Annotated in this window: 6 protein-coding genes, 20 tRNA genes and 1 rRNA gene; 23 read left to right on the forward strand and 4 right to left on the reverse strand. The window is 40.0% G+C overall.

What is annotated here, in order from left to right; all coding sequences use genetic code 11:
• Nucleotides 1-44: 44 nt before the first annotated feature.
• From TY13_RS08310 to TY13_RS08405, 20 genes are all read left to right on the forward strand, one after another.
• Nucleotides 45-120, forward strand: a tRNA-Val gene (locus TY13_RS08310).
• Nucleotides 121-128: 8 nt separating this feature from the next.
• Nucleotides 129-204 (forward strand) — tRNA-Thr (locus tag TY13_RS08315).
• Between the two features lie 4 nt (nt 205-208).
• Nucleotides 209-284 (forward strand) — tRNA-Lys (locus TY13_RS08320).
• 18 nt (nt 285-302) lie between these two features.
• Nucleotides 303-387 (forward strand) — tRNA-Leu (locus tag TY13_RS08325).
• Between the two features lie 47 nt (nt 388-434).
• Nucleotides 435-509 (forward strand) — tRNA-Gly (locus TY13_RS08330).
• 6 nt (nt 510-515) lie between these two features.
• Nucleotides 516-604 (forward strand) — tRNA-Leu (locus TY13_RS08335).
• Nucleotides 605-614: 10 nt separating this feature from the next.
• Nucleotides 615-691 (forward strand) — tRNA-Arg (locus tag TY13_RS08340).
• Nucleotides 692-700: 9 nt separating this feature from the next.
• Nucleotides 701-777: transfer RNA gene (locus TY13_RS08345), tRNA-Pro, on the forward strand.
• Nucleotides 778-803: 26 nt separating this feature from the next.
• A tRNA-Ala gene (locus tag TY13_RS08350) sits at nt 804-879 on the forward strand.
• A gap of 18 nt (nt 880-897) precedes the next feature.
• Nucleotides 898-971 (forward strand) — tRNA-Met (locus TY13_RS08355).
• A 7-nt stretch (nt 972-978) separates the two neighbouring features.
• A tRNA-Ile gene (locus tag TY13_RS08360) sits at nt 979-1055 on the forward strand.
• Nucleotides 1056-1074: 19 nt separating this feature from the next.
• Nucleotides 1075-1167, forward strand: a tRNA-Ser gene (locus tag TY13_RS08365).
• Between the two features lie 43 nt (nt 1168-1210).
• A tRNA-Met gene (locus TY13_RS08370) sits at nt 1211-1287 on the forward strand.
• Nucleotides 1288-1290: 3 nt separating this feature from the next.
• Nucleotides 1291-1366: transfer RNA gene (locus TY13_RS08375), tRNA-Asp, on the forward strand.
• A gap of 16 nt (nt 1367-1382) precedes the next feature.
• Nucleotides 1383-1458: transfer RNA gene (locus TY13_RS08380), tRNA-Phe, on the forward strand.
• Between the two features lie 9 nt (nt 1459-1467).
• Nucleotides 1468-1541, forward strand: a tRNA-Gly gene (locus TY13_RS08385).
• Nucleotides 1542-1546: 5 nt separating this feature from the next.
• A tRNA-Ile gene (locus TY13_RS08390) sits at nt 1547-1623 on the forward strand.
• A gap of 10 nt (nt 1624-1633) precedes the next feature.
• A tRNA-Asn gene (locus TY13_RS08395) sits at nt 1634-1708 on the forward strand.
• A 7-nt stretch (nt 1709-1715) separates the two neighbouring features.
• Nucleotides 1716-1806 (forward strand) — tRNA-Ser (locus tag TY13_RS08400).
• A gap of 9 nt (nt 1807-1815) precedes the next feature.
• A tRNA-Glu gene (locus TY13_RS08405) sits at nt 1816-1887 on the forward strand.
• Between the two features lie 489 nt (nt 1888-2376).
• Here TY13_RS08405 and nadA read toward each other — a convergent pair.
• The 3 genes from nadA to nadB are packed head-to-tail and all read right to left on the reverse strand — an operon-like array spanning nt 2377 to nt 5858.
• Entirely contained in the window at nt 2377-3480 is a 1104-nt protein-coding gene (nadA, locus tag TY13_RS08410) for a quinolinate synthase NadA (RefSeq protein ID WP_042474332.1), read from the reverse strand.
• Nucleotides 3467-4327, reverse strand: a complete 861-nt coding sequence (nadC, locus tag TY13_RS08415; RefSeq protein WP_042474335.1) for a carboxylating nicotinate-nucleotide diphosphorylase — start codon at nt 4325-4327, stop codon at nt 3467-3469. Before nadC ends, nadA begins: the two co-directional genes overlap by 14 nt.
• Nucleotides 4281-5858, reverse strand: coding sequence for an L-aspartate oxidase (nadB, locus tag TY13_RS08420; RefSeq protein ID WP_042474337.1), 1578 nt, complete (start codon nt 5856-5858; stop codon nt 4281-4283). Before nadB ends, nadC begins: the two co-directional genes overlap by 47 nt.
• A gap of 91 nt (nt 5859-5949) precedes the next feature.
• Between nadB and TY13_RS08425 the strand changes: the two genes are divergently transcribed.
• Nucleotides 5950-7050: a cysteine desulfurase family protein gene (locus TY13_RS08425; protein WP_042474340.1), complete on the forward strand. Its 1101-nt coding sequence runs from the start codon at nt 5950-5952 to the stop codon at nt 7048-7050.
• A 13-nt stretch (nt 7051-7063) separates the two neighbouring features.
• Here TY13_RS08425 and TY13_RS08430 read toward each other — a convergent pair whose 3' ends face one another.
• Nucleotides 7064-8080, reverse strand: coding sequence for a DUF2332 domain-containing protein (locus tag TY13_RS08430; protein WP_042474342.1), 1017 nt, complete (start codon nt 8078-8080; stop codon nt 7064-7066).
• A gap of 108 nt (nt 8081-8188) precedes the next feature.
• Here TY13_RS08430 and TY13_RS08435 point away from each other — a divergent pair, with 108 nt between their 5' ends.
• Together TY13_RS08435 and rrf are read left to right on the forward strand one after the other, a co-directional pair.
• Nucleotides 8189-9067, forward strand: a complete 879-nt coding sequence (locus tag TY13_RS08435; protein WP_042474345.1) for a LysR family transcriptional regulator — start codon at nt 8189-8191, stop codon at nt 9065-9067.
• A 613-nt stretch (nt 9068-9680) separates the two neighbouring features.
• Nucleotides 9681-9796: ribosomal RNA gene (rrf, locus tag TY13_RS08440) — 5S ribosomal RNA — on the forward strand.
• The last annotated feature ends 66 nt before the right edge of the window (nt 9797-9862 follow it).

Raw genomic sequence — 9862 nt, forward strand, 5'->3', positions numbered from 1 at the left:
ATCCAGTTTTGAAAGAACAAGCATACATAATGTTCAGTTTTTTCGGAGGATTAGCTCAGCTGGGAGAGCACCTGCCTTACAAGCAGGGGGTCGGCGGTTCGAACCCGTCATCCTCCACCATTCAAAATGCCGGTGTAGCTCAGTTGGTAGAGCAACTGACTTGTAATCAGTAGGTCGTGGGTTCGACTCCTATCGCCGGCACCATTTTGAGCCATTAGCTCAGTCGGTAGAGCATCTGACTTTTAATCAGAGGGTCGAAGGTTCGAGTCCTTCATGGCTCACCATTTAGACCAAAAAACCGAGCGGGTGTGGCGGAATTGGCAGACGCACTAGACTTAGGATCTAGCGCCGCAAGGCGTGGGGGTTCGACTCCCTTCACCCGCACCAGCAAAACAAACTAAATAAACTGTCAGAATAAAAATTCTTTAGCACATGCGGAAGTAGTTCAGTGGTAGAACACCACCTTGCCAAGGTGGGGGTCGCGAGTTCGAACCTCGTCTTCCGCTCCAATATGTGCCGGGGTGGCGGAACTGGCAGACGCACAGGACTTAAAATCCTGCGGTAGGTGACTACCGTGCCGGTTCGATTCCGGCCCTCGGCACCATTTTAAAAAAGCGCCCGTAGCTCAATTGGATAGAGCGTCTGACTACGGATCAGAAGGTTATGGGTTCGACTCCTGTCGGGCGCGCCAAAAAAGTAACGGGAAGTAGCTCAGCTTGGTAGAGCACTTGGTTTGGGACCAAGGGGTCGCAGGTTCGAATCCTGTCTTCCCGACCATGTAAAACCAACTGATAAAAAATTATGGGGCCTTAGCTCAGCTGGGAGAGCGCCTGCCTTGCACGCAGGAGGTCAGCGGTTCGATCCCGCTAGGCTCCACCAACCATAATTAAAGATCCTGGCGGCGTAGCTCAGCTGGCTAGAGCGTACGGTTCATACCCGTAAGGTCGTGGGTTCGACCCCCTCCGCCGCCATCTTAAAGGACCTTTAGCTCAGTTGGTTAGAGCAGACGGCTCATAACCGTCCGGTCACAGGTTCGAGTCCTGTAAGGTCCACCATTGTTATAGTTATAATCACGGAGGAATACCCAAGTCCGGCTGAAGGGATCGGTCTTGAAAACCGACAGGCGGGTTAAACCGCGCGGGGGTTCGAATCCCTCTTCCTCCGCCATTTTTTAACTAGCAGTAAACATGGTGAACAATATAAAGATTATCGCGGGGTGGAGCAGCTCGGTAGCTCGTCGGGCTCATAACCCGAAGGTCACAGGTTCAAATCCTGTCCCCGCAACCAAAAGGTCCCGTGGTGTAGCGGTTAACATGCCTGCCTGTCACGCAGGAGATCGCCGGTTCGATCCCGGTCGGGACCGCCATTTAATTTTAAAATGTGGGTCAGTAGCTCAGTTGGTAGAGCATTAGATTGAAGCTCTAAGTGTCGGCGGTTCGATTCCGTCCTGACCCACCATGTTTTTTTGCGGGTGTAGTTTAATGGTAAAACCTCAGCCTTCCAAGCTGATGTCGTCGGTTCGATTCCGATCACCCGCTCCAAATAAGGGCCTATAGCTCAGCTGGTTAGAGCGCACGCCTGATAAGCGTGAGGTCGATGGTTCGAGTCCATTTAGGCCCACCAATGAAATTATTCCGAAGTAGCTCAGTGGTAGAGCAACCGGCTGTTAACCGGTTGGTCGCAGGTTCGAGTCCTGCCTTCGGAGCCATTTATATGGGGAAGTACTCAAGAGGCTGAAGAGGCGCCCCTGCTAAGGGTGTAGGTCGGGTAACCGGCGCGAGGGTTCAAATCCCTCCTTCTCCGCCATCGAAGCATGGCCCGTTGGTCAAGTGGTTAAGACACCGCCCTTTCACGGCGGTAACACGGGTTCGAATCCCGTACGGGTCATCCAAAAAGCAGTGCATGTCATAAGACGTGTACTGCTTTTTTCTGTTGTCTCCACAAAGATTGAACTAGTAAAATTTACGGGCGAATACAGGTCGTTTACGATCGAATTCCACTCTAAATCGGGCGTTATTTGGTGTTTTACGGGCGAATTGGCCTGTTAATGGGGCGAATCATGACTTTTGTCGGGGCGCATAGTAAGAATTTGTTCAGGAATTTCATAATAATTGGCAAGCTTCTACGTTTGGGTGGTAAAATTTATCGAGAAAATACCTCTAAATAAAGAAAGTCTCTATTTTACTTGTGAATCTGCTTACTTTGTGTACGAAACCATCTCTCCATTGTGCGAATTTCTATATTTTAAGTGCGAAACTGGTTCATTAACATGTGTATCGAGACTTTTATCTATTTCTTAGTAAAAATCGAGATACATTTGTTCATTCATTACATGTAAAAAAGCTATCGTGAAACCCGATAGCTTTTAATAAAACATTAAACACGTGCTAACATACGGTCAAGCGAGATACGTGCCTCGATGACAGTATCACTATCTACTTGAATCCGATTTTGCGGTTGACCTTCAGCAATACTTTCTAATGACCATAGTAAGTGTGGCAAATCAATACGGTTCATTGTTAAGCAAGGACAGAAATTTTCATTTAAAGAGATAATATGCTTATCTGGGTGTTCTTTAATAATGCGGCGTACAAGATTCATTTCTGTCCCAATAGCCCATGAAGAGCCACTTGGTGCATTGTTAATTGTATCAATAATGTATTTTGTAGAGCCTGCATCATCAGCAGCAGCTACAACTTCGCGACTGCACTCAGGATGAACGATAATACGCATTTCTGGATAAGTTTGACGAATCATAGCTGTATGTTGGACTGTAAAGCCTTCATGTACAGAGCAGTGTCCTTTCCATAAAATCACTTGTATATTTTCAATTGGTTGCTCTGTTTCAAGCTTTTGTGTATGGGGATTCCAAACAGCCATATTTTCAAGTGGAACACCAAGATCATATGCTGTGTTGCGACCTAAATGTTGATCAGGTAAAAATAAAATACGTTGCTTTTTTGTAAATGCCCATTTTACCATTTCTTTAGCATTTGATGATGTAACACAAGCCCCTCCATACTTACCAGTAAAAGCTTTAATCGCAGCAGTAGAATTAACATAAGTAAGAGGAATAATCGTATCACCAAATAGCTTTTGTAAAACTGGCCATGCTTGCTCTGTTTGATAAATATCAGCCATATCCGCCATCGAGCAACCAGCTCGCATATCCGGCAAATAAACATGCTGCTCATCAGTTGTTAACATATCAGCTGTTTCTGCCATAAAATGTACACCACAAAAGACGATATGCTGAGCTTCTTTATTCGCTGCTGAAATTTGAGCAAGCTGCAAAGAATCTCCTGTTGCATCAGCAAATTGAATAACCTCATCCTTTTGGTAATGATGACCAAGAATAAAAAGTTTTTTTCCTAATTCCTTCTTAACTTTTGCAATGCGAACTTCCATTTCATCTTGCGATAATGTACGATAATGCTCTGGTAATAAAGATGTTTGTTGTAGTAAATTAATGATTGACAAAACTATTTTCTCCTTTCAAATGAACAAGTGCACTAATATCGAAAGCTTTTACTGAATGTGTAAGTGCACCAAGTGAAATCCACTGCACGCCAGATTGCGCATAAGTTTTTAAATTTTCAAGTGTAATACCACCGGATGCCTCTGTTGCAATATTGTTAGGAACGGAAGGTATCCATTCACGTATTTCGGCAGGTGTACGATTGTCAAACATAATTATATCTGCTCCCGCAGCAACGGCTTCATCTAACTGTGCCTTTGTTTCGATCTCTACTTCAATTTTGACAGTGTGCCCAATTTTTGAACGGGCAGCTTGAATAGCTTTTGTAATACTTCCGGCAAAAGCAATATGATTATCTTTTAGCATAATTGCGTCGTATAGTCCGTTACGATGATTGTAGCCACCACCAATGCGAACAGCATATTTATCGAGCATACGTAGACCTGGCACTGTTTTACGGGTATCCAGTATTTTTGTTTCTGTGCCAATCGTTTCATTGACAGCACGTTGAGTAGCAGTAGCGATTGCAGACATACGTTGAATTAAGTTTAAAATCACACGTTCACCCATTAACAGCTTTTGTAGGGAACCCTGAATATGAGCGATTAACTCACCACTTTTCACCGATTCACCATCTTGTTTATGTAGAGTAATTTCGATAGATTGGTCAAGCAGACGAAAACCATGCTCGATAATAGGTACACCACAAAAAACTCCATCCTCTTTCGCATAAAAAGAAAATGCTCCTTGTTGCTCTGCTGAAAAAATAAGTTCACTTGATAAATCACCGTCCCCTATGTCCTCATTGAAAAATTGCTTCAGCATTTCCTCTAATTTGATGATGTTCATATAAAAAATTCCTCACTTCCATATGTCCTTGTGAAAAAATAATCCAGCGATTTGCCCATATTTCATCCATACTAGGGTAATCTATACGAATATGCGCACCGCGTGTTTCTGTGCGAGTTAATGCAGCTTCGGCCATTAATATTGCAACAATATGCATCATATAAAGCTCCATTTGTTGGTGGTTGAAGTTTTCCCTCTTTGTAGAAAGAAGGGCCTGCAACGATGGCATTTGCTGCAAAAAGCTATGTATAGTTAAAGGGTCTCTCACTATACCCAACGTTTCCATCATCTTTTGCTGTAGCTGTGCTTTAGTAAATAAGCTTGGCATAGCCCCTTCGCATTTGTTTTGTTTAATAATAAAATTTTGCTGAGGCAGACCTTTATGAACAATTGATTGTGCCATACGATGCCCAAAAGTTATTGCCTCTAATAAAGAGTTACTTGCAAGACGATTTGCACCATGCACTCCTGTACAAGCAACTTCTCCTACTGCATATAAAGAGGGGATTGAAGTTTGCCCTAAACTATCTGCAATGATGCCACCCATTAAAAAATGGCTACCTGGTGCGACAGGAATTAAGCCATCTTGTAAAGAGATACCATTTTCAACACATAGCTTTGTAATTGTAGGGAACTTTTCTTCAAATTTTTCAATCATCGAAATATCTAAAAAGGTTTCCTCTCCTGCAAGTCGTTTCATGAATAGTGTATATGCTGTAATATGACGAGGTGCTAAATCATGCCCTTTCATAATAGGTTGCCTTTTCGCATCAACAAAAATAGCTCCTGCGCCGCGTACAGCTTCAGATACTAAGCCTTTTGCTTCACCGTTGCAACATAATAAAGTAGGGTGAAATTGCATAAATTCCATATCGCTAATAGCTGCCCCTGCAAGATAGGCAAGTGCAATGCCATCACCTGTATTTGTAGGAAAGTTAGAAGTACAGTTATATAGTGCGCCAGCCCCGCCTGATGCAATAATAATGTGATGAGCGAGATAGCATTTTTGTCCTTGATTTCCCAGCGTGAAGGCACCGATACACTCGCCATTCGTATTTAATAACAGCTCAGTGGCAGCCTCATAATCATTTATCGTAACCGTTGAAGGGAGTTTTTTTAGTAAATGATGAATGAAATACTTGCCAGTTTGGTCTCCTCCTGCATGTAAAATACGATTAAAGCTATGTGCTCCTTCTAAACCAAGGATAGGCTCACCATTTGAGTGACGGTCAACAGGAAGCCCGTGTTGTAAAAGTTCATCAATTAGCTTTGCGCCATCTTTTATTAATGTTTCAACATTAGATAAAGTATGATGATACTCACCAGCACGTAATGTGTCGTGAATATGATATTTTATATGATCTGTTCGTGTTGTAACGGCAGCGATGCCTCCTTGTGCCCGGTAAGAGCTACTTGTTTCTATGGAGGATTTTGTGACAAGCTGCACATGAAAATGTTGCCCCAAAATATTTGCGGCTTGAAGCGCAGCAATACCACTGCCGATAATAAGAACATCTGTCTTTACATACATAGTAATACCTTCTTTACAGTTGTCTTGACACATATCTTTACATAAAATAAAGAAGAAAACAAGACTTAATAGGAAAGAAAGGTAGAATAATATGATTTATTTAGATTACGCAGCAACAACACCAATGACAGAAAAAGCACTTGCCGCATATTGTGAAGTTGCTAAAAGATATTATGGTAACAGCGCTAGTTTGCATGATTTAGGAGGGCAGTCACAATACTTTGTGGAACAAGCAAGAAAAGTTATCGCACAGGCGCTTCATGTTAATAAAGACGGTGTTATTTTTACAGGGAGTGGGACAGAGGGAAATATACTAGCTATTTTGTCACTAGCGCTAGCTTCAAATAAAGGAAAGCATATTATCTCCTCTCAAGCAGAGCATACATCTGTTCATGCGGCATTAAACACATTAGAAAAAATGGGTTATTGTATAACAAAATTAGCTTTACAGCAGGATGGTTGTATCGATATTGAACAATTACGTGCAGCAATTTGTGAAGATACAGCAGTAATTACGATTCAACATGTAAATTCGGAAATTGGAGCAATCCAACCAATAGAAAAAATTGCACAAATCGCGAAACGAAATGATATATTCACGCATGTTGATTGCGTACAATCTTTTTGTAAACTGCCATTACGAGCTGAGGTAGATGCAATAACTACATCAGCCCATAAAATTGGCGGTCCAAAAGGCTGTGGCGCAATTTATATAAACCCAAAATTACGGGTACCATCATTAGTACCAGGTGTTACCCATGAAAAAGGGTTACGCGGGGGCACAGTAGATACACCTTCCATTGTCGCTTTTGCTACAGCGGTTGAAGAATATCATTATGAAAGAGGCCATTATGAAAAACTGCGTCAATTTTTAAAAGAAAGCTTGCCGAAAAGCTGTGAGCTGATTGAGTCTAAGGATCAACTACCAAACATTTGTGGTGTGATGATGGAAAAAGTCGAAGGGCAGTATGTTTTATTGAAATTAAATGAAGCGGGGATTGGTATATCTACTGGAAGTGCATGTGATATTCACAGTGATTCAGGAACAAAAGCTATATTATCAATGGGCTATTCAATGGCGGCAGCCCGTCAATTTTTTAGAATTTCTTTTGGAGAATGCACAACTTTGGATAGCTTACAAAAAGTACAACAAGCACTTCTGACTATTGAAAAAGCAGTTCACGCCTTGTGAACTGCTTTTTCCTTTAACGCCAATAGAAAAATTCTCCGTGACCTCCTGCTTTTGGAAGAAGGCGAATTTCCTCTTTTAAATGAGCGGTTATGAATTCAATATGAATATTTTCATCATACATATTGTTGTATACATGATAAATGGGGGTGTTTTTCGCCATGTTTATTAATGTTTGTTGAAAGCTTTCCTTTAGCTGTGCCGAAAATTGATTAGCGACATGTGTATGAAAAATAACAATTTGATGCTCAATAGAAATTTCCTGAATAATAGATGGTATAAGTTTGAGCATATCCCCCTCTACCAGCGTTTTTGGCACTTCTGTATGAATTGCTGCGGCTTGTTGGAGAAGAATACGGCGTTCTGCATGTTCTGGCCATATTAAAGCATCTAACCACATATAGTCCTCTTGGTTTTGTAGGTGTAAAACATTTAAATCAATACCATAGCGATAGGATACTTGGAAGTCACTACAACTAGCCAAGGTATTTCCTAAGTTCTCGGATTTTATTATTACTTTGCTTTTGAGGTTACCAAAATGAATATAATGATCACCTTGTTTTACTTCATAGCGATATTTATCAATATTCAATAGAAGCCCAGCACTTGTACCAATTTCGATTAGAGCTAAAGGTTTTTCCGCTCTTTTCGCAATATCACTGAAAATAGGGTATAGATAGGCACTGCGGCGAACTTCGTTTGTTTGAACTCGTTTTGTTTGAAAACAGTAGAGAAGCTCTTGTTCGTGCTTTTTTACAAATTGTTGTAATGCAAAATAGCTATCTTCTACAGGTAAAGGGCTTACTACGAATGATGGCATGTATTTTTTTAAAGCATCCTCATGTTTCATTAATAAAAATTGTATAGTTGCAAAAAATAAATTTGGTTTTGGCTGTGACTTAGGAATATGTGTGAGCAGTTGAAGCATTTCTGGATCCTGAATAATTTTTTTACACCAAAAATAGTATAATGGACTGCGGTTTTTTGCTTCTATTTCAGCAAAACGATTAAAAGACAAAATTAACTGTTCCATTGCTAACCCTCCAAATTATTTGATACTATCACTGTAAAATAATAATTAAATTAAATAAATTAATTAAATTTAATTGAAATAATTAATAATATTAATTAGAGGTGTAGAATGGAATTAAAATGGATTCAGTCTTTTGTAATAGCTGCCGAGACAGGAAATTTTCGTGAGGCTGCCGAAAAATTATTTATATCTCAGCCAAGTATTACAGTCCATATCCAGCTATTAGAAGAAAGCTTGCAAGTGAAATTGTTCCACCGAGAGCATACGAAGATATGGCTATCAGAGGAAGGGAAGTTCTTTTTAAAGCAGGCGAAGGGAATTTTGCAGAAAGTAGAGGACAGTAAGCGAGACACTTTGTTTTATGCAAATCAGTATAAAAAAAGTATTACAATTGCTTTATCACCTTTGTTAGTCGAAACAAATTTACCACACATTATTTACCGATTTTTAATAGAGCGAAAAGAATATGAAATTAAAATTGTTGTTGTAGATTCGGAACAAATTGACGAACAGCTTTTGACTAATCAAGTACATATAGGTATTGGTATAGGAAGAAGTAGTCATCACCTTATACATGCTGAAAAAATTATATCAAGTCCGCTACAGCTTGTTGTCCCTTTAGATAGCTATGATGATGAAATGGGCGAACACTATGATTATCGCTCTTTATTCGAAAAATATCCTTTGCTTACTGGGCATTTAAAAGAGGTAGTATTGATTGAGCCAATGTTAGAGAAGCATTTTTCCTTTATGCGTACAATGTCAATTTCTCAAACATATATTGTCAAACAATTTGTGAAAGATGGATTGGGAATGGCGTTTTTACCAAAATCTATTATATACAAAGAGATGATGGAAGGTAGATTTAATATTATTGACTTTGATTTATTTGAGCTGCCAATAATTGATATATTTATGAAATACGATAAAAAAAACGAACAGCTTTTACCTTTATTAAAGAAAATACGAAATTCTTATATGTATTAAGCTTAGTGAGAAAAGAGAAGAATAGATTCAGTAAGTGTAGAAACATTAATTGAAACAGTGGAGTACTACCTTAGAACACTACTCATGTGTGTGACGACTGCTTGACCAACATCACATCGCTCTAAACGCTTGGGCGGATGTCACAGATTTTAAGGGGAAGCTTTTCGAGCATCTGGACAAGAGTTAGCCGAGACATAATTGATTATTTTGAGGGCGTCATCACTGCTAAAAGGGAAGATGAATGCTCTTTTAGCACAGTTAGAAAAGCATTATATCTGCATAGCGTTAGAGTGTTTATATCTTGTTGGCGGATATCTTGAGATCTGCCCGAGATCAAACCTTAATGTATGTGGTGACAATTATCTCTCAAAATTCTAAACTAGAGTGTCAAAGTATAATTGATTTAACAGTAGCACGATTATTAATAGAGAGATTATTAAATTAACTATTTTCTTTTAGGAAATCACTTGCTATAATGAGCAACAGAGCGTTATATTTTAGCGATTTGAAAAAAAATAAATTTTTTTTGAAAAAAGTATTGCATAATGTGAAAGAACGTTATATACTAATTCTTGTCTTGAAGAACAGATAAACGTTCTGAAGAAGAAAATAGTCTAGTAATGATGGCAAAGAGGTCACACCCGTTCCCATACCGAACACGGAAGTTAAGCTCTTTAGCGCCGATGGTAGTTGGGGGCTTCCCCCTGTGAGAGTAGGACGTTGCTAGGCATACATACGGAGGATTAGCTCAGCTGGGAGAGCACCTGCCTTACAAGCAGGGGGTCGGCGGTTCGA

Origin of the sequence: Bacillus ndiopicus (assembly GCF_000612805.1) — a bacterium.
Taxonomy (GTDB): Bacteria; Bacillota; Bacilli; order Bacillales_A; family Planococcaceae; genus Metasolibacillus; species Metasolibacillus ndiopicus.